This window comes from Micromonospora sp. NBC_00330 (genome assembly GCF_036136635.1).
Taxonomy (GTDB): Bacteria; Actinomycetota; Actinomycetes; order Mycobacteriales; family Micromonosporaceae; genus Micromonospora; species Micromonospora salmantinae.
The window spans coordinates 6,842,486-6,864,613 of the sequence record NZ_CP108012.1 but is presented as its reverse complement, the minus strand read 5'-3'; the positions used below and the strand labels follow the sequence as shown (position 1 = coordinate 6,864,613).

At 71.6% G+C, this 22,128-nt stretch carries 20 protein-coding genes; 11 read left to right on the top strand and 9 right to left on the bottom strand.

Translation table 11 applies throughout. The annotated features are described in order from the left end of the window. Positions 1-5 precede the first annotated feature (5 nt). Positions 6-776 carry a class I SAM-dependent methyltransferase gene (locus tag OG598_RS31355; protein WP_328652207.1) on the bottom strand — a complete coding sequence of 257 codons (771 nt, stop codon included), beginning with the start codon at positions 774-776 and terminating at the stop codon, positions 6-8. 334 nt (positions 777-1,110) lie between these two features. Here OG598_RS31355 and OG598_RS31350 point away from each other — a divergent pair, with 334 nt between their 5' ends. After that, entirely contained in the window at positions 1,111-1,380 is a 270-nt protein-coding gene (locus OG598_RS31350; RefSeq protein WP_328652206.1) for a hypothetical protein, read from the top strand. A gap of 243 nt (positions 1,381-1,623) precedes the next feature. On the opposite strand, the gene ychF is transcribed toward OG598_RS31350, so the two are convergent. Continuing rightward, positions 1,624-2,709 (bottom strand): redox-regulated ATPase YchF, encoded by a 1,086-nt coding sequence (gene ychF / locus OG598_RS31345; RefSeq protein ID WP_328652205.1) that lies wholly within the window; start codon positions 2,707-2,709, stop codon positions 1,624-1,626. A 143-nt stretch (positions 2,710-2,852) separates the two neighbouring features. Here ychF and OG598_RS31340 point away from each other — a divergent pair, with 143 nt between their 5' ends. Continuing rightward, complete coding sequence (locus OG598_RS31340) at positions 2,853-3,422, top strand: exonuclease (protein ID WP_328652204.1); 570 nt, start codon at positions 2,853-2,855, stop codon at positions 3,420-3,422. A 3-nt stretch (positions 3,423-3,425) separates the two neighbouring features. Here the strand turns inward: OG598_RS31340 and OG598_RS31335 are convergent, their stop codons facing one another. Both OG598_RS31335 and OG598_RS31330 read right to left on the bottom strand, forming a co-directional pair. After that, positions 3,426-4,160 (bottom strand): peptidase E, encoded by a 735-nt coding sequence (locus tag OG598_RS31335; RefSeq protein WP_328652203.1) that lies wholly within the window; start codon positions 4,158-4,160, stop codon positions 3,426-3,428. Between the two features lie 121 nt (positions 4,161-4,281). Then, complete coding sequence (locus OG598_RS31330) at positions 4,282-4,785, bottom strand: hypothetical protein (RefSeq protein ID WP_328652202.1); 504 nt, start codon at positions 4,783-4,785, stop codon at positions 4,282-4,284. 139 nt (positions 4,786-4,924) lie between these two features. Here OG598_RS31330 and OG598_RS31325 point away from each other — a divergent pair, with 139 nt between their 5' ends. The 8 genes from OG598_RS31325 to valS all read left to right on the top strand — a co-directional run bounded on the left by OG598_RS31325 (position 4,925) and on the right by valS (position 16,071). Continuing rightward, positions 4,925-5,434: a SigE family RNA polymerase sigma factor gene (locus OG598_RS31325; protein ID WP_328652201.1), complete on the top strand. Its 510-nt coding sequence runs from the start codon at positions 4,925-4,927 to the stop codon at positions 5,432-5,434. Then, a complete protein-coding gene (locus OG598_RS31320; protein ID WP_328652200.1) occupies positions 5,431-5,940 on the top strand; it encodes a hypothetical protein in 510 nt (169 codons plus the stop codon). Before OG598_RS31325 ends, OG598_RS31320 begins: the two co-directional genes overlap by 4 nt. 211 nt (positions 5,941-6,151) lie before the next feature. Continuing rightward, on the top strand, positions 6,152-7,576 hold the full coding sequence (locus OG598_RS31315) for an FAD-binding oxidoreductase (RefSeq protein ID WP_328652199.1): 1,425 nt from the start codon (positions 6,152-6,154) through the stop codon (positions 7,574-7,576). Positions 7,577-7,661: 85 nt separating this feature from the next. Continuing rightward, positions 7,662-9,140 (top strand): DNA-3-methyladenine glycosylase 2 family protein, encoded by a 1,479-nt coding sequence (locus OG598_RS31310; protein ID WP_328652198.1) that lies wholly within the window; start codon positions 7,662-7,664, stop codon positions 9,138-9,140. Further along, the gene (locus OG598_RS31305; RefSeq protein ID WP_328652197.1) at positions 9,137-9,646 is read left to right on the top strand and encodes a methylated-DNA--[protein]-cysteine S-methyltransferase; all 510 of its coding nucleotides are present in this window, start codon (positions 9,137-9,139) and stop codon (positions 9,644-9,646) included. The genes OG598_RS31310 and OG598_RS31305 overlap by 4 nt, the downstream gene beginning before the upstream one ends. Before the next feature lie 37 nt (positions 9,647-9,683). Beyond that, on the top strand, positions 9,684-11,540 hold the full coding sequence (locus OG598_RS31300; RefSeq protein WP_328652196.1) for an ABC transporter ATP-binding protein: 1,857 nt from the start codon (positions 9,684-9,686) through the stop codon (positions 11,538-11,540). Beyond that, a complete protein-coding gene (locus OG598_RS31295) occupies positions 11,537-13,417 on the top strand; it encodes an ABC transporter ATP-binding protein (protein WP_328652195.1) in 1,881 nt (626 codons plus the stop codon). Before OG598_RS31300 ends, OG598_RS31295 begins: the two co-directional genes overlap by 4 nt. An 89-nt stretch (positions 13,418-13,506) precedes the next feature. After that, on the top strand, positions 13,507-16,071 hold the full coding sequence (valS, locus tag OG598_RS31290; protein ID WP_328652194.1) for a valine--tRNA ligase: 2,565 nt from the start codon (positions 13,507-13,509) through the stop codon (positions 16,069-16,071). A 44-nt stretch (positions 16,072-16,115) separates the two neighbouring features. Here valS and OG598_RS31285 read toward each other — a convergent pair whose 3' ends face one another. From OG598_RS31285 to OG598_RS31265, 5 genes are all read right to left on the bottom strand, one after another. Then, positions 16,116-16,760, bottom strand: a complete 645-nt coding sequence (locus OG598_RS31285; protein WP_328652193.1) for a hypothetical protein — start codon at positions 16,758-16,760, stop codon at positions 16,116-16,118. Between the two features lie 93 nt (positions 16,761-16,853). After that, the gene (locus tag OG598_RS31280) at positions 16,854-17,564 is read right to left on the bottom strand and encodes an ABC transporter permease subunit (RefSeq protein ID WP_112583758.1); all 711 of its coding nucleotides are present in this window, start codon (positions 17,562-17,564) and stop codon (positions 16,854-16,856) included. Between the two features lies 1 nt (position 17,565). After that, entirely contained in the window at positions 17,566-18,477 is a 912-nt protein-coding gene (locus tag OG598_RS31275; RefSeq protein ID WP_328652192.1) for an ABC transporter ATP-binding protein, read from the bottom strand. Then, positions 18,477-19,382, bottom strand: coding sequence for an ABC transporter permease (locus tag OG598_RS31270; protein ID WP_328652191.1), 906 nt, complete (start codon positions 19,380-19,382; stop codon positions 18,477-18,479). Before OG598_RS31270 ends, OG598_RS31275 begins: the two co-directional genes overlap by 1 nt. Further along, on the bottom strand, positions 19,375-20,289 hold the full coding sequence (locus tag OG598_RS31265; RefSeq protein WP_328652190.1) for an ABC transporter ATP-binding protein: 915 nt from the start codon (positions 20,287-20,289) through the stop codon (positions 19,375-19,377). Before OG598_RS31265 ends, OG598_RS31270 begins: the two co-directional genes overlap by 8 nt. Before the next feature lie 239 nt (positions 20,290-20,528). Between OG598_RS31265 and OG598_RS31260 the strand changes: the two genes are divergently transcribed. Next, positions 20,529-22,043 (top strand): glycosyltransferase family 2 protein, encoded by a 1,515-nt coding sequence (locus tag OG598_RS31260; protein ID WP_328652189.1) that lies wholly within the window; start codon positions 20,529-20,531, stop codon positions 22,041-22,043. The last annotated feature ends 85 nt before the right edge of the window (positions 22,044-22,128 follow it).

The following is a 22,128-nucleotide window of genomic DNA, read 5'->3' as shown; positions in this document are numbered from 1 at the left end:
GGCCGTCAGCGCCGGCGGGCGCGCAGCACGCCGGTCAGCATCGGCAGCGTGAACTCGCCGTGCGCGGTTTCGGGTCGGCTCCCGAGGAAGGTGCGGATCCGGTCGAGCGTGGCCGCTCGCTCCTCTTCCGGCATGACCAGCATCCCGGCCCGCGTCGCGAGCGTCGCGACGAGAGAGTCGGCGGTACGGCGCTGACCGTGCGGGAACTCGACCTGCTCCGCCGACCCGAACCGGGTGATCAGGCCGGTGCCCGGAACGAGCATGCCCGCCGTCGCTGCGCGCCAACTTCCCAACGTGTCACGCGGGCCGATGGCCGCACTCCCGCTGACCCGTTCGAGCCCGGCAACCCAGTCGATCCGGTCGTCCATGATGTTCCACAGACCGGCCAGGACGCCGCCGGGCGCGAGAACCCGGGCGATCTCCGCCCCCGCGACGGCCATGTCGAACCAGTGCAGGGCGTTGCCGGCGAGCACGGCATCGACGGACCCGTCCGGCAACGGGATGGCTTCGGCGCTACCCGGCAGGGCACGAACGGCCGGCACCGCACGGCGTAGCTCGGCGAGCATCGCCGGGTCGGGTTCGACCGCCACGACGTCCGCTCCCACCGCCACCAGCGTCGCGGACAGCTTGCCGGTGCCGGCGCCCAGGTCGAGCACGCGTAGGCCGGGAGCAATCTCCAGCGCCCACCGCACCGCGGCCTGCGCGTAATCCGGGCGGTGCTCGGCGTACGCGGTCGCCGCCGCGCCGAACGACGACCGGAGCAACTGTTCCGTCATGCGGTCAACCTACCCGCCGCTTGTGGACATCGGCTGCGCCTGGGCCACCACACACAAACGAGGCTCGCTGGCTCCATTTACTCGAATCTACCAATAGAAGTCCAGATCAAGCCACGTTTATCTATCCGTTACCAAGACCGGACTTCGCAGAGATGGCCTTAGCTATACGGTCCAACTCAGAGCCCTTACAGATATGGAGAACTCTATGAGGAAAGCAACGTCGAGGAGACTCGCAGCGGCGGGTGGCGCACTCACGCTCGCGTTTGCCGGCATTCTTCCGATCGCGGCACCGGCAGCAGCGGCCGAGCCCGGCCCTAGCGCATCGGTGAGCGACATGGGCGAGGTGCCGGCGGAGGTCGGAACGTTGGCCTCCTGCTCGAACTGGACGCCGCACATGAGGCGGGTCATCGTCGGCAGCGCCGCGGTGCACACCAGCTACTCGGGATCGTCCACGGTGATCGCCCACTGGAAGTCCAAGACGCTGTTCCGTATCGACAAGCGCTGTGTGAACGATGCCGGAAACCTGTGGTGGCACTCGGACTGCTGCACCGGCGTCAAGGGCTGGATCTGGAACGACTACACCGAGTTCGCCCACTACAACTAGCACGCCAACAGTGAGGTAGCTGGCTTGACACGTGGCGTGCGCCACTATTCAACAATGGCGATTTGCGCCGCCGAATAGGTGCACTGACCGGATTGATGATAGTCAGAGCGAAAACATCACCTGACGTCCAGCCTCACGCCTCGTCGGTGACGTGGTCAGGGCGACAAGGTAAGCGTCCTGCCGGACATTCAACCTTGTCGCCCCGCCGCGTCACCCTCGCCCGAGACCGTCGACAGGCCGGACTCAGACGTTGAAGCGGAACTCCACCACGTCGCCGTCCTGCATGACGTACTCCTTGCCCTCGATGCGGACCTTGCCCGCCGCCTTGGCCGCCGCCATCGAACCGTGCTCGACCAGGTCGTGGTACGAGACCACCTCGGCCTTGATGAAGCCGCGCTGGAAGTCACTGTGGATGACACCCGCGGCCTCCGGCGCGGTGGCGCCGACCGGGACGGTCCAGGCGCGCGCTTCCTTGGGGCCGGCCGTGAGGTACGTCTGGAGGCCGAGGGTGCGGAAGCCGACCCGGACGAGCTGGTTGAGGCCGGGCTCGTTCTGCCCGATCGACTCCAGCAGCTCGCGGGCCTCGTCCTCGGGCAGGTCCACCAGCTCAGATTCGATCTTGGCGTCCATGAAGATGGCCTCGGCGGGGGCGACCAGGGCGCGCAGCTCGTCGAGGAACGTCTCGTTGGCCAGCTCGGCCTCGTCGACGTTGAAGACGTACAGGAAGGGCTTGATGGTGAGCAGGTGCAGCTCCCGCAGGTGCTCCAGCTCGATCTTGGCGGCGGCGGCCCCGGAGTAAAGGGTGGTGCCACCGTCGAGCAGCTCGATCGCGGCCTTCGCGGCGGCGACAGCGGCGGCCCGGTCCTTGCGGAGCTTGGCCTCCTTCTCCAACCGGGGCAGCGCCTTGTCCAGGGTCTGCAGGTCGGCGAGGATCAGCTCGGTGTTGATCGTCTCGATGTCGTCGGCCGGGGAGATCTTGCCGTCGACGTGCACCACGTTCGGGTCGGAGAAGGCCCGCACGACCTGGCAGATCGCCGAGGCGTCGCGGATGTTGGCCAGGAAGGCGTTGCCCCGGCCCTGCCCCTTCGACGCGCCGCGGACGAGGCCGGCGATGTCGACGAACGACACCGGCGCCGGCAGCACCTTCTGCGAGGAGAAGATCTCGGCCAGCTTGCCCAGCCGCTCGTCGGGCAGCCCGACCACGCCGACGTTGGGCTCGATGGTGGCGAACGGGTAGTTCGCCGCCAGCACGTCGTTCTTGGTCAACGCGTTGAAAAGCGTGCTCTTGCCGACGTTGGGCAGGCCGACGATGCCGATGGTGAGACTCACGACGGGCCAGCTTACGCCGGTCCCGGCCGGGCTGGTCCAGGCGGCTCCGATTCGACGCCGCGCCGGTGGTCGCTCGTCGCTCCCACCGGGCCCCGTCAGGCGTTGCTAATCTCCCGGTTCGATGTTCCGCTGCTGGAGGTGGGATGACCTCGACGTTGCCTGAGCTGTACATCGCCGTCGATGTGGAGGCGGACGGGCCGATCCCCGGGCCGTACAGCATGATCTCGCTGGGTATGGCCGTGGCCGGTCGCCCGGACCTCACCTTCTACACGGAACTGCGTCCCATCTCCGACGAGTTCGTCCCGGCGGCGTTGGCCGTTTCCGGCCTGGACCGGGACCGGCTGCTGCGGGAGGCGCCCGCCGCGCAGGAGGCGATGTCCGCCGCGGCGGCCTGGGTCAATGGGCTGCGCCGGATCGGCCGCCCGGTCTTCCTGGCCGCCCCGGCCGTCTGGGACGGCATGTTCGTGCACTGGTACTTCGTCCGCTTCGTCGGGCACAGCCCGTTCGGTGCGACCGGCTCCGGCGTTGATCTCCGCAGCTACTGGATGGGGTTGACCGGCGGCGAGTGGGCCCAGATCCACCAGGGCACGATCAAGGACGAGCTGGGCCTGCACGACATGCCGCACACGCACCACGCCGGGGAGGACGCCGCCGAGCTGGCCCAGGTCTTCGACGCGGTGCTGCGCCGCCGACAGCCGGGCGAGGAGGCGTGACGCTCAGCCGAGCCGGCGAGGGGCGATGACCGCCTCCCGAACGCTGCCGTCCGCGCCGCGGCTGACCTCGTACGCCGAGACGCCCTCGCGGTCCGCGATTGCCTCGACCAGCCGGGTGCCCCGGTAGACCAGGCCGACGCCGTCGTCGGTGCAGTGGCTGGTGGGGAGCGTGCCGTCACCGACCAGCTCGTGCATGAGCGGGCGGCGCTGGCCCTCGCTGTCGTAGTGCACCCCGTTGCCGTACGGCAGCCAGGCCAGGCCCTCGGTGAAGCCGCGCAGCCGGGGGCCGAAGCTGTCGGTGGCACCGCCGACATGCCAGCAGATCGAGCCGGCGGAGACGCCGGCCAGCACCACGCCGGCCTGCCAGCACTCGTGCAGGATCTCGTCGAGCCCGTGCACCCGCCACACCGCGACCAGGTTGGCCACGCTGCCACCGTCGACCCAGATCACGTCCTGGGCGAGCAGGTGGGCGCGGACGTCCTCGACGTTCGGCATCGGGAACAGGGCGAGGTGTGACAGCCGGAACCGGGTGTCGGCGAACGCGCCGTAGACGGCGGTCAACGAGGTGGGCTGGTCGCCGACGGCCTGCCCGAGGTAGCAGACCCGCGGCTGCGGACCTGCCTCGGCCAACTCGGCCGCCAGGTCGAAGACCGGGCCGGGGCGCAGGTCGTAGGGCCCGCGGTTGCCCCGGAAGAAGCCCATGCTGGTGGCGATGATGGTCGGTTCGTTGGCGGGCATCGAAGCGTCCTTGCGTCGGAGGCGGTGCTCCGTCCATCCTGCCGTAGCCGGTCGTCCGCCCGCTCGGTGTGGTGCCCGACCGCCACCCGTGGATGGCGGTCGGACCCCGCCAGCCTCATGATCAACGAGACTGGTCGGGCCGCCGTTGGCGGGGCACCTCGACCTCGGGCCAATGGCCCAGGGCTCGACGGTCGGCCGGGGGCAGTTGCCCGGCGGCGGCGCGGGGCAGGGTGAACCGGTCGGCGGCGGCCGGCCCGACCGAGACCGACTCGCGCAGCATCCAACGCACCTCGTCGGCCGTCCAGCCCAGCCCCGGCCGTGCGGCGATCTCGCCGATCAACCGCCGGCCGACGCTCGTGTCGTCGTCGTAGAAGCGCATGCACCAGTGGTGCGTCCACATCCCGAGCGCCCGCAGGCCCGCGTCGTCGAGGGAGCCGGCCAACCGGCCGCAGGCCGTGTCGGGGAAGCTCTGCTCGGGGCCGCCCGCCCGGTCCCGTTCGATGGCGCCCACGGCGGCCGGCGCGACGGCCCGCATCCGGCGGTAGAAGGACTGCGCCACCGCGCGGGGCAGCGGCGGGAACGCACCCGGTGTCGACGCCGCCGCCCAACCCGCCACGCTCGTCATCCGCCGCACCCCTTCTTCAGTTGGTGGCCGGACGCTACCCGGCACGACCGACACTTTCGGGCCGAAAAACCCCACCGATCGTGGATAGCGACGATGACCTGGGACGTCTGTATCTGTGACAACGAAACGGGGGTGGTGGGTGGACGAGGACGAGCGCGCACGGCTGGCCGAGTTCGTCGGCAGCCGGACTCCGGCGCTGATGCGGGTCGCGTACCTGCTGACCGGGGACCGAAACGCCGCCGAGGACCTGTTCCAGTCGGCGTTGGCGCGGACCATCCCGAAGTGGGGGACCATTCGGCACGCCGATCCCGAGGGCTACCTGCGGGTGGTGATGTACCGCGAGCAGATCAGCTGGTGGCGGCGACTTCGCCGGTGGCGGGAGACACCGCTCAACCCGGCCGACGAACCGGTCGGCGGCGACCCTAGCGACGGCACCGACGTGCGGTTGGCGATGCGGGCCGCGCTGCGTCACCTGCCACCGACACAACGTGCGGTGGTGGTCCTCCGCTACTACGAGGACCTGCCCGAAGCCCGGGTGGCCGAGCTGCTGGGCTGCTCGGTGGGGACCGTACGCAGCCGTACCCATCGAGCGGTGAAACGGCTGCGCGACCTGCTGCCGGACGTCGACAGGCTGGAGGTACGGCGATGACCGAACCCTTCGAGCACCTCATCCGCTCCACCCTCACCGACCTGGCCGAGGAGGCACCGATCGTGCATGACCAGTTGAGCCGAGCGGAACGGCTGGTGCGCAACAGACGCCGCGCCACTGTGACGGTGGGGGCGGTGAGCACCCTGGCTGCGATCCTGATCGCCACCCCGATCGCCCTGGCCGCGACCGGTTCGGACGAACCTCCCCCGGCCGTGCCCAGCCCGGCCGGCCCGGCGGCCGTGCCCAGCCCACCCGTGCCCACCCCGTCCGCGCCCACGACGGTGCCGACGGCCGAGCCGAGCCCCGGGGGCGCGCCCGGGGACCCGTCGATCACGCCGGGCCCACCCGGCGTACCGGGTCAACCGACTGTCAAGCCGAGCCCGTCGACGCCGCCGGGCCCGCCCGGTGTGCCGGGCCGGCCGACCGTCACGCCAACCCCGTCGACTCCGCCGGCCCCGGGCGGTGTGCCGGGCCGGCCGACTGTCGTGCCGAGCCCGGCGCGTTGAGCCCGGCGCGTTGAGCAGAACCGCCCCGGTCTGACCGGTCAACCCAGGAGATTCCGGTCACCTTCGCGCGGCGCTCCCCGTACCGGCGAGCGCCGCGCGTCGCAGCGGCCGGCGGGCACCGGTCCACCGAATTTGTCGAGGCCGGCATGCCCGCTCATTCTTGGGCCATGACCGATCCCGGACGCCCGAGGTACGAGCTGCGGGGGCACCGATGAGCACCGCCATGGCCCGGGTGCCCGACTCCCTCCGGGGGCAGATCGTCACGCCCGGCGACCGCCGGTACGCGCAACTGCGCTCGACGTACACCAGGTCGGCGTCACCGGCAGCGGTACTGCTGCCGAAGACCACCGCGCAGGTGGTCGACGCGCTTCGCTACGCGCGGGAGCAGCGGCTGCCCATCGCGGTCCGCAGCGGCGGGCACGGCCTCTCCGGAGCCTCCTCCAACAACGGCGGGGTGGTCATCGACCTGTCCATGCTCGACCGGGTTCAGGTGATCGACGAGCGGGCCGGGTTGGTCCGGGTCGAGGCCGGCGCGCGCTGGGCGAACGTGGCGAAGGCGCTGGCCCCGTACGGCCTGGTGATCAGCTCGGGTGACTACGGCGGCGTCGGCGTCGGCGGCCTGGCCACCGGCGGTGGTGTCGGCTGGCTGGTCCGCGCCCACGGCCTCACCATCGACCGGGTCCGCGCCGTCGAGGTGGTGCTGGCGGACGGGACGGTGGTACGCGCGGACGCCGACCACGAGCCGGAGCTGTTCTGGCTGGTCCGTGGCGCCGGGGCCGGCGCGGGCATCGTGGTGGCCTTCGAGATCGAGGCGGCCGAGCAGCGCAATGTCGGCGTGGCGCAGCTCGTCGTCGAGGCGCATCCCGACGGTCGCACCGTCCGGGAGTGGACGAGCTACCTCGCCCAGGCGCCACGGGAGCTGTCCGCCGCCGCCGTGGTGTTCGCGGAGGGTCGATCGGTCCTCATGTCCATCACCGCCGTGGTCGCCGCCGAGAGCCTGCGCCGGGCCCGACCGGCGGTGGAACCGCTGCTCGCCATCGGCAAGGTGCTCGAACACCGGACCGACCTGCTGCCCTACCCGACGCTGGTGCCGACCGCGCACCTCAACCCCAACGTCGGGCAGCAGCGTGGCACGACCACGAACGGTCTGTTCCCCGCGCTGGACGACGCCGGGGCGCGGGCCGTGACGCGAGCGGTGACCGGGCCGGGGCGGGCGGTGATCCAGCTCCGCTCATTGGGTGGGGCGGTCAATGACGTCGCCTCCGACGCGACCGCGTACCCGCATCGCCACCAGGACACGCTGATCGTGGCCTCGGTGTTTCCGCCGCAGGCCGACGCCGCGTTGAACACCGCGTGGCGGGCCGCCGGGGCACGCGCCGACGGCGCGTACGTCAACTTCGAGAGCCGGCCGGACCCGGCCGCGTTCGCCCGGATCTACCCGGGCGAGACCGGGGCCCGGGTCCGGCGGCTGTGGAAGCGGTACGACCCGGACGGTGTGTTCCGATCGGCCCTGCTGACCGGTCAGGCGAACCGCGCCGGTCAGGGGGACCGGTCCAGCCGCGCCGGCCAGGCCGACCGAACCAGTCAGGGCTCCCGCGCCGGCCGGTCCGGTCAGCCGCACCGACGCCGCCGCTGACGCCGAGGCGGGCCCGCGCCCCCGCGCACACCCAGGTCCGATTCCCGCCAGCCGATGACCGGTCGAGCGGGGCATCATCGGTGACATGGAGATGGACTTCGAGCGGTGTTACCGGGCCGTGGACAGCCGTGACCAGCGGTTCGACGGCTGGTTCTACACCGGTGTGACGTCCACCGGGATCTACTGCCGGCCGTCCTGCCCGGCGATCACACCGAAGCGGCAGAACGTCCGGTTCTTTCCGTCCGCCGCCGCCGCGCAGGGCGCCGGACTGCGCGCCTGCCGCCGCTGCCGGCCGGACGCCGCGCCCGGCTCACCGCTGTGGGACGTCCGCGCGGACGTGGTCGGTCGCGCGATGCGGCTGATCGCCGACGGGGTTGTCGACCGGGACGGCGTACCGGGGTTGGCCTCCCGGCTGGGCTACACCGAGCGGCACCTGCACCGGATGTTGAGCGCCGAGATGGGCGCCGGGCCGCTCGCGCTGGCCCGGGCCCAACGCGCCCAGACCGCCCGGATCCTGATCGAGACGACCGACCTGGCGATGGCCGAGATCGCGTTCGCCGCCGGCTTCGGCAGCGTGCGGCAGTTCAACGACACCCTTCGCGAGGTGTACGCGAGCGCCCCGTCGGACCTGCGCACGGCCCGTGGCCGCCAGCAGGCGCCGGCCGGTGCGGGGACCATCTCGCTCCGGCTGGCGTACCGCCCGCCGCTGCACGCCCGGGCGCTGCTGGACTTCCTCGCGGTGCGGGCGCTGCCCGGCGTGGAGGCGGTCCGCGACGGGACGTACCACAGGGGTCTGCGGTTGCCGCACGGCACCGGCCAGGTGGCGCTGACCCCGGCGGACGGGCACGTGGCGGCGACGTTGCGGCTGGCCGACCTGCGCGACCTGGCGCCGGCGGTGGCCCGCTGCCGCCGGTTGCTCGACCTGGACGCGGACCCGGCGGCCATCGACGCCACGCTCGCGGCCGACCCGGCACTGGCCCCGGCGATCACCGCCGAACCCGGCATCCGGGTCCCTCGCGCGGTCGACGGCTTCGAGCAGGCCGTCCGCGCCATCATCGGCCAGCAGGTCTCGGTCACGTCCGCAAGAACAACCCTCACCCGCCTCCTCTCCCACCGCGTCGATCATGAGGTTGACGAGGTCGATGAAGATCGAACCCCAGGTCAACCTCATGATCAATGGGGTGAGCTACGGGGGTTTTTGAGCGCGGAGGACCTTTTGGGGCTGCCGGACTCGGGATTTGGGATGCCTCTGGGGCGGCGGGAGGCTTTGCGGGGGTTGGCTCGGGCCGTCGTGGACGGGTCCGTCGACCTCGCGGCGGGGGTGGATCGGGAGGAGGCCGTTCGGCGGCTGCTCGCATTGCCCGGCATCGGCCCGTGGACCGCCAACTACCTGGCCATGCGCGCCTTCGGCGACCCCGACATCCTCCTCAGCTCCGACCTCGCGGTCCGGCGCGGCGCCGCCGCGCTCGGCCTGCCCGACACCCCACCAACCCTCGACAGGTACGCCGAGCGCTGGCGGCCCTGGCGGTCCTACGCCACGATCAGACTCTGGAGAGCGGCATGAACATCGACAGCACCGTACTGAGCACACCGGCCGGCCCACTGAGCATCCTCGCCGGCCCCGACGGTGACGTACGGGCGGCCGGCTTCACCCCGGACCCGGCGGCGCTGCTGCCCCTGGTCCACCCGACCCTGCGGGCACCGCTACGGGAGCGGGCCGACCTCGGCCCGGTCACTGCGGCGGTCCACTCCTACCTGGACGGTGACCTCGCCGCCATCGACACCGTGCCGGTGCGTCAACGCACCGGTGGCGAGTTCATGGCGCACGCCTGGCAGGTGCTGCGCGAGGTGCCGCCGGGCACCCCGGTCACCTACACCGGGTACGCCGCGCTGGCCGGTCGACCACCGGCGGTCCGAGCCGCGGCCGCCGCCTGCGCCCGGAACGCGGCAGCCCTCTTCGTGCCCTGCCACAGGGTTCTCCGCACCGACGGCACGCTCGGTGGCTACCGCTGGGGGCTGGACGTGAAGAAGTGGCTTCTCGGTCATGAGCGACGCTTGACAACAAGCTGACAGGAACATCGACACTCATTGACGCTACCGTCTGGTAGTGCCAGTGGAGAGCGACGGCGACCCGGCCGCCCGGGCCGCCGCGGGCACCCACCCCGTGCACAACCTCTGGCGGCTGCGCCCCTACCTGCGCCCGTACGCTGCCGAGTTCGCCTGGCTGCTCGTCGCGGGCCTCGCCGGCACCGCGGCCGGGATCGCCGTACCACTGGTGGTGCAGCGGGTGGTGGACGGGCCGGTGGCCCGACACGAACCGGCCGGGCTGCTTCAGCTCGGCGGCCTGGCGCTGCTGCTCGGCGTCGTCGAGGCGGTGCTCATCTTCATCCGCCGGTGGGTGCAGTCGTCCTCGGCGGTGGGCATGGAGGCGGCGCTGCGCGCCGACGTCTACGCCCACCTGCAACGGCTGCCGACCAGCTTCCACGACCGCTGGCAGTCCGGCCAGCTGCTCTCCCGGATCACCAGCGACCTGTCGGTGATCCGCCGGTTCCTCTCCTTCGGCGTCTTCTTCCTGGTGCTCAACCTGACCACGTACCTGGTAGTGGTGGTGCTGCTGATCAACCTGCACCCGGCGCTCGGGGTGCTGGTCGCGGCCAGCGCGGTGCCGCTGCTGCTGATCAGTCGCCGGTTCGGCCGGCACTACCACGCCGCGTCGCGCCGGATGCAGGATCAGCAGGGCGACGTGGCGACGCTGGTCGAGGAGACCGCGCAGGGCCTGCGCACCATGAAGGCGTACGGGCGGGGGCCCGAACTGGCCGCTCGTTTCGCCGGTGCGGCCCGGCGGCTGCACGACACGGGCGTCGGCAAGGGGCGGCTGCTGGCGAACACCTCGGCGCTGCTCGACCTGGTGCCCAACGTGACCCTGGGCGTGGTGCTGGCGGCCGGGGCGGCCGCCGCCGCGCAGGGCGCGCTCACCATCGGCGAGCTGGTCGCGTTCGTCAGCCTCCAACTGATGCTCATCTGGCCGGTGCAGTCGCTGGGTTGGATCATCGCCAACGGTCAGGAGGCGGCCACCGCCGCCGACCGGATCCAGGAGGTTCTGGACACTCCACCGGAGATCGTGGATTCTGCCGGCGCTGTCGCGTTGCCGCGCGACGCGGTGAACGGTCGGCTGCGCTTCGAGCGGGTCTCGTTCAGCTACCCGGGTGCCACCACAGGGGTGCTGCGCGAGATCGACCTGACCATCGAGCCGGGCGAGACGCTGGCCCTGGTCGGCGCCACCGGCTCCGGCAAGAGCACGCTGCTCTCCCTGGTGCCCCGCCTGCACGACGTGAGCACCGGCCGGATCACCCTGGACGGGCACGACCTGCGCGAGCTGCGGCTGGCCTCGCTGCGTCGGCTGGTCGGCGTGGCGTTCGAGGAGCCGACCCTCTTCTCCATGTCGGTGCGGGAGAACCTCACACTGGGTCGCCCTGACGCCGGTGACGACGAGATCCGCGCGGCCCTCGCGCTGGCCCAGGCCGACTTCGCGTACGACCTGCCCTGGGGGTTGGCGACCCGGGTGGGCGAGCAGGGGTTGTCCCTCTCCGGCGGGCAACGGCAACGGCTCGCGTTGGCGCGGGCCGTGCTCGGCCGACCGGCGGTGCTGGTGCTGGACGACCCGCTCTCCGCCCTCGACGTGCACACCGAGGCCCTTGTCGAAGCGGCGCTACGGCGGGTCCTGCGCAACAGCACCGCGCTGCTGGTGGTGCACCGGCCGTCGACGATCGCGCTGGCCGACCGGGTCGCCCTGCTGGAGGACGGACGGATCACCGCGACCGGCCGACACTCCGACCTGCTCGCCACCGTTCCGGCGTACCGGGCGCTGCTCGCCGCCGAGCCGCCCGCCGGGCATCCACCGCCGGCCGGGGCCAGCGGCCCGAGTTCGTCCCCTTCGGACGGGTGGGGGCTGGTGCGCTCGTGAGCGTGCCGGAGCAGGCCGACCCACCTCCGGAGGAGGAGCCCGAGCTCAACCGCTGGCGCGGAACCGCCACCGACCCGGAGGCCGACCGCAGTCGAGCCGAGGACACCAGCCCCGAGGCGGTGGCCCGGCTACGCCGGCTCAGCCGCACCCTGCTGGGCGACCTGCTCCGCCCGCATCGGAGGCGTCTCGCCGCGGCGGTCGCCCTGCTGCTGGCCCAGAACGCCGCCGCGATGGCCGGCCCGTACCTGGTCATGATCGGCATCGACCGGGCCATCCCGCCGTTGCGCGCCGGCGATGCCGGCCCGCTGGTCACCGTCGCCGGGGCGTTCGCGGTGGCCGCGGTGACGGAGTACGCGGCCCGCCGCGGCTTCCTCACCCTCTCCGCCCGGATCGGCCAGGCCGTCCTGCTCGACCTGCGGCAGCGGGTGTTCGGGCACTTCCTGCGGCTGTCGGTGGGCTTCCACGAGAGGTACACGTCGGGCCGGATGGTCTCCCGACTCACCAGCGACCTGGACTCGATCGCCGAGCTGGTCGACGGTGGGATCGACAGCCTGGTGCTGGCCGGGCTCTCCATCCTGTCGGTGGCCGCCATCCTGCTCTGGCTGGACCTGCCGCTGGCTGCCGTGACGCTGTTCGCCTTCCCGTTCCTGTTCTGGCTCTCCCGCTGGTTCGCCCGGTCGTCGGCCAGCGCGTACCGGCGGACCCGGGACGCTGTCGCGCTGGTCATCGTGCACTTCGTCGAGTCGATGCGGGGCATCCGGGCGGTGCAGGCGTTCCGCCGGGAGCCTCGCAACCAACGGATCTTCGTGGCGCTCGGCGACGACTACCGCCGGAGCAGCCTGCACGCGTTCCGGCTGATTGCCACGTACTCCCCCGCGATCAAGCTGATCGGCAACGTCACAGTGGCTGTGGTGCTCTGCTACGGCGGTTGGCGGGTGCTCGGCGGGCAGACCGAGATCGGTGTGCTCGCCGCGTTCCTGCTCTACCTGCGCCGCTTCTTCGAGCCGATGCAGGAGCTGAGCCAGTTCTACAACTCGTTGCAGTCGGCCACCGCCGCACTGGAGAAGCTGGCCGGGGTGCTCGACGAACGACCGGGCGTCGCCGAACCGGCCCGGCCCACACCGCTGCCGACCGGTCCCGGCCGTGGAGAGTTGGTCTTTCGCGCGGTCGGCTTCGGCTACCGGGCCGACACCCCGATTCTCTGCCAGCTGGAGTTGACGGTGCCGGCCGGGCAGACAGTGGCGCTGATCGGCCCCACCGGGGCGGGCAAGTCCACGATCGCGAAGCTGGTCGCCCGGTTCCACGACCCCGACACCGGCACGGTCCGGCTGGACGGGGTCGACCTGCGCGACGTACGCGACGCCGACCTGCGCCGCGCGGTGGTGCTGGTGACGCAGGAGAACCACCTGTTCAGCGGGACCGTCGCGGAGAACATCCGGTTCGGTCGCCCGGGGGCCGACGACGCCGCCGTCCAGGCCGCCGCGCGGGCGATCGGCGCGCACGACTTCATCGCCGCACTACCCGAGGGGTACGCCACCCAGGTGCACCGGCGCGGTGGCCGGCTCTCCGCCGGTCAGCGGCAGCTGGTCGCGTTCGCCCGCGCGTTCCTGGCCGACCCGACAGTGCTCATCCTGGACGAGGCGACGTCGTCGCTGGACGTGCCGACGGAACGTCTGGTGCAGCGGGCACTCGGCACCATCCTGCGCGACCGCACCGCACTGGTCATCGCCCATCGACTCTCCACGGTGGAGACCGCCGACCGGGTGCTCGTCCTCGACGGCGGAACTGTCGTCGAGGACGGCCCACCCGCCGTGCTCGCCGAGGCCGAGGGCAGGTACGCCGCCCTGCACCGCCAGTGGCGTGACTCGCTGATCTAGCCGGCCGCCCCGTCGCGCCACCACCGCCGGCCGGTGTGTTCGGCCGCAACTACGTCGCCCCGCACCCGGCAGGTGCCTACGATCGCAAGATGACCGATACGGCGAGGACGGCCCGCGCCGGCGTTCCCGAGCGTCCGACCCTGGACGGGCTCGAGGAGAGCTGGGCACGCCGCTGGCAGGAGGAAGACACGTACGCGTTCGACCGCTCGAAGCAGCGGAGCGACGTGTTCTCGATCGACACCCCGCCGCCGACCGTATCGGGCGAGTTGCACATGGGGCACGTCTTCTCGTACACGCACACCGACACCACCGCGCGGTACCAGCGGATGCGCGGCAAGGCCGTCTTCTACCCCATGGGCTGGGACGACAACGGCCTGCCCACCGAGCGTCGGGCGCAGAACGTGTACGGGGTGCGCTGCGATCCGGCGCTGCCGTACGACCCGGTGTGGCGGCCACCGGCGGCTCCGGTCGACGACGCGGCCCGCCGCGACCCCACCCCGATCTCCCGGCGCAACTTCATCGAGCTGTGCGAACGGCTGACTGTCACCGACGAGCAGGCCTTCGAGGCGCTGTGGCGGCGGCTCGGGCTCTCGGTCGACTGGTCCCTGACGTACACGACGATCGGCCGGATCGCCCGGACCACCAGCCAACGGGCGTTCGTCCGCAACCTGCGCCGCGGCGAGGCGTACCAGTCGGAGGCGCCGACCCTCTGGGATGTCGGCTTCGCCACCGCTGTCGCCCAGGCGGAGTTGGAGGACCGGGAGCGCCCCGGCGCCTACCACCGGTTGCGGTTCACCACTGCCGACGGGCGGGAGGTGCTCATCGACACCACCCGGCCCGAGCTGTTGCCGGCGTGTGTGGCGCTGGTCTGTCACCCCGACGACGAGCGGTACGCCGACCTGGTGGGCGGCACCGTGCGCAGCCCGCTGTTCGGCGTCGAGGTGCCGGTGTACGCCCATCCCCTCGCCGAGCCCGGCAAGGGCACCGGCGTCGCGATGGTCTGCACCTTCGGTGACCTGACCGACGTGACCTGGTGGCGTGAGCTGGGGCTGGACACCCGGGTGGTGATCGGCCGGGACGGTCGGTTGCTCCCCGAGCCGCCGCACGGGGTGCCGGCGCAGCCGTACGCGGCGCTGGCCGGGCAGACCGTCAACGGCGCCCGCCGGGAGATCGTCGGGATGCTGGCCGACGCCGGCGACCTGATCGGCGAGCCGCGCCCGATCACCCACCCGGTCAAGTTCTACGAACGCGGCGACCGGCCACTGGAGATCGTCTCGACTCGACAGTGGTATCTGCGCAACGGCGGCCGGGACGAGGCGCTGCGAGCCACGCTGCTGGCCAGGGGCGAGCAGTTGCACTGGGTGCCGGCGCACATGAAACACCGCTACGACAACTGGGTGGGCGGCCTCAACGGGGACTGGCTGGTCAGCCGTCAACGCTTCTTCGGCGTGCCGGTGCCGGTGTGGTACCGGCTCGACGACACTGGCGAGCCGGACTGGTCCCACCCTCTCACGCCGGACGAGTCCGCGCTGCCGGTCGATCCATCCAGCGATCCGGCGCCCGGTTACGACGAGTCGCAACGCGGCCGACCCGGCGGTTTCATCGGCGACCCGGACGTGCTGGACACCTGGGCCACGTCCTCGGTCACCCCGCAGATCGTCGGTGGCTGGGAGACCGACCCGGACCTGTTCGCCCGGGTCTTCCCGATGGACCTCCGCCCGCAGGGGCAGGAGATCATCCGGACCTGGCTCTTCGACAGCGTGATCCGTTCACACTTCGAGCACGGGGTGCTGCCCTGGCGGGACACGGTGCTCTCCGGCTGGATCCTCGACCCCGACCACAAGAAGATGGCCAAGTCCAAGGGGAACGTGGTCACGCCGCTGGCCCTGTTGGAGCAGCACGGCTCGGACGCGGTGCGCTACTGGGCGGCGAGCGGCAAGCCCGGCATGGATCTGGCCTTCGACCCGGCGCAGATCAAGGTCGGCCGGCGACTGGCCACCAAACTGCTCAACGCGTCCAAGTTCGCGCTCGGGCTGGGCGCCGCGGACGCGTTGCGCGCCCCGGCGACAACACCACTGGACCGGGCCATGCTCGCCGAGCTGGCCACCGTGGTCACCGCCGCGGGCACCGCCTTCGACTCGTACGACCACACGGCGGCCCTGCAGGTCACCGAGGCGTTCTTCTGGCGGTTCTGCGACGACTACATCGAGCTGGTCAAGGAGCGGGCCTACGGCACCGGCGCGGCGGCGGACTCCGCGCGGGCGGCGCTGGCCGCGGCGCTGTCGGTGCAGCTGCGGTTGTTCGCCCCGGTGCTGCCGTACGTGACCGAGGAGGTCTGGTCGTGGTGGCGGTACGGCTCTGTGCACCAGGCGCCGTGGCCCACCACCTACGAGGTGGCCCGGACGATCGAGGGCTCGGGTGAGCCGGCGCTGCTGCGGCTCGCCGGTGACGCGTTGAGCCAGGTGCGACGGGCCAAGTCGGAGCGGAAGCTGTCGATGAAGGCTGAGGTGCCGTTGGCGGAGGCGCTCGGCCCGGCGGCGCTGTTGGAGCAGCTCACGCTGGTCGCCGACGACCTACGGGCGGCGGGCCGGATCGGCAAACTCGACCTGCTCCCGGACCGTACCCCGGAGTTGGTCATCGCCTGCGCGTTCTGACCGGGGTCCGCCGCCGCCCGCTCGGGCGGCGGCGGACCGGCGGGTCACCAGCCGCGCAGGAAGCGCAGCCCGAGCAGGAACGCGATCACGGCGGGCCCCACCAGCAGGGTGATCGCCTGGAGGCGGTACGGCATCCGGTGCCGGGTCAGCTCGCCCGCGTTGCCCAGCACGATGGCCCCGGCCAGCATCAGGAACGCGCCCCACCAACCGGTCTCCAGGTGGATCAGATCCACCCGGATCAGTTGCAGGGTCAAACCGAGCAGCGCTCCGGTCAGCGCGAGCAGGGCCACCGCCCGGTGCAGGCCCCGGGCCAGCGGGTGGGCCGCTCGCCAGCCGTAGGTGCCGAACACCGCCAGGCAGGGCAGCACCACCATGAGCGGCCAACCTCGCCCCATCACGCCGAACATCAGCAGCGCGCCGACCGCGAAGACCATCGTGCCGACGCAGGCGAGCATGTACCCGGCGAAGGCCCGGCCGCCGCCGCGAGCCAGCAACGGCCCACCGCTGGCCGCGATCAACGCGGCCGGGATCAGGATGAACACCGCCCACCAGTGGAACTGGCCGCTGCCCTGAGCCGCCGTGGCGACAGTGGCACAGGCCAGCCCGGCGACGGCCAGGCTGGTCAGCCACGGCCGGCTGCTCCGGGAGTATGGCTCAGCCAACGACGTCCGCTCCGCTTCGACGCTCACGCCCACCAGCCTGGCCCGAGGTGGCCCGACCGGTCCATCCGGCCAGCCCTACCGCCGCGCGGGGGCTGGCCGGAACAGCGTCTCGCACGGCTGTCAGCTCGTCTCGCCAGCCACGCTGAACGAACGCAGGCGGTCGATGGCGAGCACTGTGAAGCCGACGCTGACCAGCGCGGTCATCACCGACGCCACCGGCACCGACACGCTGGTCTCCAGCAGCCCGGTGGGGGCGATCCGGTCGGCGAGGGCGATCACGTACTGCTGGATGGAGAGCACCTTGGTGCCGCTGACGAAGTTGCCCAGCAGCCCCTCCCAGATCAGCACGTAGACCAGCCCGAGCAGCACCGGCCGTCTGGTGACCAGGCTGAGCGCGAGGAACAACGCCGAGTACGCCAGCGCGCCGAGCGCCGCCGCGACCGCCAGCGCCAGCCCGAGGCGTACCGAATCGGCGAGCACGCCCGCCACGTAGAGCGGCACCGCCACGGTCACCGCGGTGACCCCGGCGGCCACCGCGAGCTTCGGCAGCACGATCTGCCAGCGCGGCAGCGGCTTGGTCAGGATGTGCACCACTGTGCCGTCGTCGATCTCGGCGCCCAGCACGCCCGTGCCGATGATCAGCGCAACCACCGGCAGCACCACGGCCAGCCCGAGGCCGACCAGCACCGGCGGCCCCCACTGGCCCGGGTCCACCCCTAGCGACCGGCAGAGCACGGCCAGCCCGAGCAGCACCAACGGCAGCGGTAGCAGCAGCAGGAACCGACGTCGGCCGAACAACCCGCGCGCGGTGATCCAGGTAACTGTCGACATGTCAGGCCTCCACCAGGTAGGAGAAGACACTCTCCAGGGACTCGTCGGACGGCACCAGCTGGCGTACCCGGATGCCTTTGTTCAGCGCGATCCGGGGCAGCGCCCGGGTGAACGCGCCGTAGTCACCGGCCCGCACTGTCAAGCCGGTCTGGTCCAACTCGACCCCACTCACCGACGCCTCGGCGATCAGCGCGACGGCCAGCGCCCGGTCGTCGGTGGAGCGCACCGCGAAGACGTGCGGGCGGTTGGTCATCAACCGGCGGATGGTCCGGAAGTCGCCGGAGGCGGCCAACCGGCCGGCCACCATCACCTGCACCGTTCCGGAGACCTGTTCGACCTCCTCCAGGATGTGCGAGCTGAACAGGATCGTTCGGCCGGCGTCACCCAGGGTGTGCAGCAGCTGCATCATGTGCAGCCGCTGGCGCGGGTCCATGCCGTTGAACGGCTCGTCGAGCAGCAGCACCTGCGGGTCGTGCACCAGCGCGGCGGCCACCCGGGCACGCTGGCGCATGCCCTTGGAGTACGTGCCGATCCGGCGGTCCTGCGCCGACTCCAGCTCCACCAGGTCGATCGCCCGTCGGGCCGCAGCCGCCGGATCGGGCAGCCGGTGCAGCTTCGCGCTGGCATGCACGAACTCGTACGCGGTGAGGAAGCCCTGCACCGCCTCCCGCTCGCTGACCAACCCCAGCCGCCGATAGACGTCGGGGTTGCGCCAGGTCGGCTCGTCGTCGAGCGTGACAGTGCCGCGTGACGGGGACAGGAAACCGGCCATCATGTGCAGCAGGGTGGTCTTGCCGGCGCCGTTCGGGCCGAGCAGCCCGGTCACGCCCGGCCCCAAGGCCATGCTGATGTCGTTGACAGCGACCACGTTGCCGTACCACCGGGACACCCCGGTCAGGCTCAGCGTGCTCATCAGGAGGCGACCTTCCGGTAGCGGGCCAGCAGGAGGGCGGTCGCGCCGGCGACCAGCAGCACCGCGGCCAGGGCGTAGACCGGGCCGAACCCGCCGATCATCATCTCGCCCGGATCGCCCTCGACCAGCAGGTCACCCAGCGACCAGATGCCCACCCCCTGCACCAGCGTGGAGGGCGAGGCGAGCCCGGCCAGCTCGTTGGCGGCGCGCGACGGCAGGATGCTCAGCACCCCGACGATCGGGGTGGTCATCAGGAAGACCGCCACCACCCCACCGGCGGCGAAGGCGCGCTTGCCGGTCAGCGACGCGACCAGCAGGCCGACCGAGGCGAAGACCACCGCCCACAGCCCGGCGTAGAGCAGCCCGGGGATCAGGTCGAGCAGCTCGTTCCACACCCCGCGCATGCCCTGCTTGGTGGTGAACGCGGCACCCAGGAACATCAGCAGCTGCGGCCCGCCGAGCAGCAGCCAGAGGGCGGTGACCAGCGCCAGCAGCTTCGCCAGCGCATAGTCGCTGCGCGGCAGCGGCCGGGAGAAGTACAGCGGCAGCACGCCGCTGCGCAGATCTCGGGAGACCAACTCCGGAGCGACGACCGCGACGAAGAAGATGACCAGCCAGCTCATCGCGTCGGCGAACTGGGCGTACGTGGCGACCGGCTCGCCGATCTGGCTGCGTACCGCGGCCAGGGCCACCGCGACCAGGGTGACGATGCCGACCACCAGCCACGGGAAGATCTTGGCCTTGGCGCTGCGGCCGAAGCCGAACGCGGTGCGCAGACCGTGCAGGTAGAGCGCGCCGAAGACCTGTCGGCGGCCGAGCCTCGGACCCTCGTAGCGTTGGTAGCCGATGTCGTGGATGACGCCGGTCGGCGTGGTGCGCACGGCGGCGGTGGACGGCTCAGGCATGAGTGAGCTCCCTCGTGGCGAAGAGTTCGGCCACCCGGTGCCGGCGCTGGTCCAGTCGGTGCAGTGGCAGGTCCAGTTCGGCGACCGCACCGAGGATCAGGTCGTAGGTGCCGTCGTCGGCGAGCGGCACGAGGAGCAGTCGCCCGTCCCGGGCGACAGGCAGTTTCAGCTCGGCGAGTCGGGCGGCCAGCTCCTCGATGCCCTCGCTGACCTCCACGGCGAGCACATCGGTGGCCGTGGTCATCGCGGAGATGTTGTCAGCACGCAGCAGTTTGCCGCCGTCGATGGCGATCAACGTGTCGCAGATCCGCTCCACCTCGCCGAGCAGGTGCGAACAGACCAGCACGGAGATGCCGAACTCGGTGCCGATCCGGTGTACCAGGGCCAGCATGGCGTCACGGCCGGCCGGGTCCAGGCCGTTCGTCGGTTCGTCCAGCAACAGCAGGTCGGGGTCGTGCACCAGCGCCTGGGCCAGCTTGACGCGCTGTTTCATGCCGGTCGAGTAGCCACCGACCGGGCGATAGCGCTCCTCGTAGAGCCCCACGTGCCGCAGCGCCTCCGAGGCCCGCTCGCGAGCCGCGGTGCGGGGAAGGCCGCTCATTCGACCAAGGTGGGTGACCAGTTCGGCGGCGGACAGGTCCGGTGGGAGGCAGTCGTGTTCCGGCATGTAGCCGACCCGGTTGCGGACAGCCGCCGGGTCTGCGGTCGGGTCGATGCCGAGCACCGAGACCTGACCGCTGGTTGGTGCGATCAGGCCGAGCAGGATCTTGATCAACGTGGATTTTCCGGCGCCGTTCGCGCCCACCAGGCCGATGATCCCGGGCTCGACGGCGACGGTGAGGTCAGCCAGCGCGGTGACCCGACCTCCGTACGTCTTGGTGAGCGACTGGGTCGCGATCAGTGTCACGCGCCCAGCGTAGGGAGTCGATGCCCAGCAGGGACACCGGCACGCCCCCGGCACTCCCCTGATCCTTTCCCCACCGGACCCCTAAGGTCCCCGCTGAGGGCCCCCGCGACGTTTCCGCCGGTCCCGCGTTCGACCCGACCCCGCCTTGGGAAAGACCCGTCCAGGGTGACACCATTCACCTCCCGTTCACCAGGCATCGACCCGCCCGGTGATCGACCGACGACGCGGGAGGGATCCTGATGGCCGAGGTGGGCGTCCCCAAGGTGAGCGTCGTGGTGCCGGCGTACAACTGCGGCCCACACATCGAGAAGCTCGCTGCCTCGCTGCTGCGCCAGTCACTGCCCGCCGACGAGTTCGAAGCCATCTTCGTCGACGACGGCTCGACCGACGACACCGCGAAGCGGCTGGACCGGCTGGCCGCCGAGCACCCGCACATCACTGTGCTGCACATCGAGAACTCCGGCTGGCCGTCGCGTCCGCGCAACCTCGGCGTCGACCACGCCCGCGGCGAGTACGTCTTCTTCGCCGACGACGACGACTGGTTCGCCGACGAGGCACTGGAGCGGCTCTACGCCTGCGCGAAGGCGAACGACGCCGACATCGTGGTGGGGAAGATGGCCGGGTACGGACGCCCCGTGCCGCGGGAGCTGTTCCGCAAGAACCGCTTCGACGCCACCCTCGACAACTCCCCCCTGGTCGACAGCCTGACCTGTCACAAGTTGTTCCGGCGCTCGTTCCTCGACGAGCATGGTCTGCGGTTCCCGGAGGGCGGCAAGCGTCGGCTGGAGGACCACTCGCTGGTCATCCGGGCCTACTTCCTGTCCCGACGCACCTCAGTGCTGTCCGACTACGTCTGCTACCACCACGTCCAGCGGGGCGACGCGCGCAACGTCACCGCGAGCGAGCTGGACCCGGCGAGCTACTTCGCCAGCGTGCGGGAGGCGCTGGACGTCGTGGACGCAAACACCGAGCCGGGTCCGCTGCGCGACCGGCTGCACCGGCGCTGGCTGCGCAACGAGATGCTCAGCCGGCTGCGTGGCAAGCGCCTGCTGAACGCCCGCGAGGCGTGGCTGGAGCAGGTCGCGCTGGAGATCCAGAAGATCATCCAGGAGCGCTTCGCCCCGGGCGTCGCCGGTGGTCTGCCGCCCCTGCTGCGAGCCGTGGCGTACCTGGCGGAGCAGGGGCGCGTCGCGGACCTGCGCAAACTTGCCCGCTGGGAGGCGGGCATCGCCGCACACGGCACTGTCGATGAGATCCAACGTGTCGACCACGCCGTCACTGTGACCGTCGCCGCCGAGCTGCGCGCCGCGGACCAGCCGGTCGGGTTCCGCGCCGACGATGGCCGCGACGTGCTGATGCTCCCGATGGAGGAGGTCACCGCCGAGGTGCTCGACGCCACCGCGCAGGTGCGCAAGGCCCGCCTGGACCTGGTGGCCCGCCACCGGGAGACCGGTGCCGAGATCTTCCTTCCGAACACCTTCCAGACCGAGCGGATCACCGGTACGACCGGAGCGGACACCGTCCACCTGGTGCACCGGGCCACCGCCACGATCGACTTCGCCGCCCTCAACGGCGGCCGGACCAGGGGAAGCTGGCAGCTCAAGGCCCGGATCACCAACGTGGGCTGGACCGAGGACGCGCGACTGCCTCTGGTGTTCATCTGCCGGGCCGACGGCTCGCGACCTCGGATCCGCGACGAGCGGAAGGTGTGGAACCGGGTGCGGTCGGCGGTAGGCCGACGGATCAAGCGCTGATCCGCCCGCGAGGGTCTTGGAGTGGCGCCCTCGACCGATGGGCGGTCGGCTGCGAAACTGTGTGCCGGTCAGCGAGTGGGGGGTG

Excerpts from the sequence above, each read along its gene's own strand:
- OG598_RS31355 (WP_328652207.1), bottom strand. The coding sequence starts at position 776 with ATGACGGAACAGTTGCTCCGGTCGTCGTTCGGCGCGGCGGCGACCGCG.
- OG598_RS31350 (WP_328652206.1), top strand. The coding sequence starts at position 1,111 with ATGGGCGAGGTGCCGGCGGAGGTCGGAACGTTGGCCTCCTGCTCGAAC.
- OG598_RS31340 (WP_328652204.1), top strand. The coding sequence starts at position 2,853 with ATGACCTCGACGTTGCCTGAGCTGTACATCGCCGTCGATGTGGAGGCG.
- OG598_RS31335 (WP_328652203.1), bottom strand. The coding sequence starts at position 4,160 with ATGCCCGCCAACGAACCGACCATCATCGCCACCAGCATGGGCTTCTTC.
- OG598_RS31330 (WP_328652202.1), bottom strand. The coding sequence starts at position 4,785 with ATGACGAGCGTGGCGGGTTGGGCGGCGGCGTCGACACCGGGTGCGTTC.
- OG598_RS31320 (WP_328652200.1), top strand. The coding sequence starts at position 5,431 with ATGACCGAACCCTTCGAGCACCTCATCCGCTCCACCCTCACCGACCTG.
- OG598_RS31315 (WP_328652199.1), top strand. The coding sequence starts at position 6,152 with ATGAGCACCGCCATGGCCCGGGTGCCCGACTCCCTCCGGGGGCAGATC.
- OG598_RS31310 (WP_328652198.1), top strand. The coding sequence starts at position 7,662 with ATGGAGATGGACTTCGAGCGGTGTTACCGGGCCGTGGACAGCCGTGAC.
- OG598_RS31305 (WP_328652197.1), top strand. The coding sequence starts at position 9,137 with ATGAACATCGACAGCACCGTACTGAGCACACCGGCCGGCCCACTGAGC.
- valS (WP_328652194.1), top strand. The coding sequence starts at position 13,507 with ATGACCGATACGGCGAGGACGGCCCGCGCCGGCGTTCCCGAGCGTCCG.
- OG598_RS31280 (WP_112583758.1), bottom strand. The coding sequence starts at position 17,564 with ATGTCGACAGTTACCTGGATCACCGCGCGCGGGTTGTTCGGCCGACGT.
- OG598_RS31275 (WP_328652192.1), bottom strand. The coding sequence starts at position 18,477 with ATGAGCACGCTGAGCCTGACCGGGGTGTCCCGGTGGTACGGCAACGTG.
- OG598_RS31270 (WP_328652191.1), bottom strand. The coding sequence starts at position 19,382 with ATGCCTGAGCCGTCCACCGCCGCCGTGCGCACCACGCCGACCGGCGTC.
- OG598_RS31260 (WP_328652189.1), top strand. The coding sequence starts at position 20,529 with ATGGCCGAGGTGGGCGTCCCCAAGGTGAGCGTCGTGGTGCCGGCGTAC.